This window comes from Streptomyces sp. LS1784 (assembly GCF_020103755.1).
GTDB lineage: Bacteria > Actinomycetota > Actinomycetes > Streptomycetales > Streptomycetaceae > Kitasatospora.
The window spans coordinates 1-792 of sequence record NZ_JAHSQD010001199.1 but is presented as its reverse complement, the minus strand read 5'-3'; the positions used below and the strand labels follow the sequence as shown (position 1 = coordinate 792).

Sequence of the window (792 nt, the reverse complement as noted above, 5' to 3'; positions counted from 1 at the left end):
GACGGCCGCGACCGGGGCCACGGCCGCGACCGAGGTGACGGCGGCCACCGGCGGCACGGAGAGCACCGCCATCCGGGGCCGCCGCGGCCGCCGGTCCCGCAGCAGGTGCCGCAGACCGGGGACGAGCGCGAGGTGGGCGACGGCCACGCCGACCACGGCGAGCAGGATGTGGTCCACGTTGAGGATGTGCCCGGGCGCCCAGGAGGAGAGGAACTCCAGCGCGGTTGCCAGCAGCGCGGAGACGCCGGTGGTGCGCAGGAAGGACGGCAGCCACGGGGCCCGGAGCCGACCGCCGGCCAGCGGCAGCAGGACTCCGAGCGGGGCCAGCAGCAGGAGCTCGCCGAGCACCTGCCAGCCGGTGGAGGAGCGGAGCGAGGCGAACGGCGTCAGGTTGGCGTCGTACACCCAGGCCACCGGCAGTGGTCTCAGCACCAGCCAGAGCACCAGTGCCAGGTGGCCGGTGAGACCCGCCAGCCCGGCCAACCGGAGGGGACGGTGGACGGCCGCCGCCGGGCTGCTCTCGGTCCCCGCGCCGGAACGCTCGTGGCGTGTCCTGGTGCCATCTCGCTGCACGGGGGGAAGGACGTGAGTCGACGGCACGTCGGTTCCACACCGGGCGTGAACATTCCAGAACGCGCCCCCTGATCCCCTCCCCGGCGGCTACTTGCAGGGCGAGGCCGTCGGTACCGCACCGAACACGTTGTCCGGCGGCGGGCTGCCCGGCGCCACCGGGGTGGGCGAGGGGCTCGGGCTCGCGGCCGCCTTGGCGCCGCGGGCCGGGGTCGCGGTCGG

General features: G+C 76.0%; 1 protein-coding gene. It reads right to left on the bottom strand.

Annotation, left to right across the window (positions count from 1 at the left end):
- A partial coding sequence (locus tag KS423_RS46525) for a VanZ family protein (protein WP_224285666.1) occupies nucleotides 1-483 on the bottom strand: 483 nt, incomplete at its 3' end.
- Between the last annotated feature and the right edge of the window lie 309 nt (nucleotides 484-792).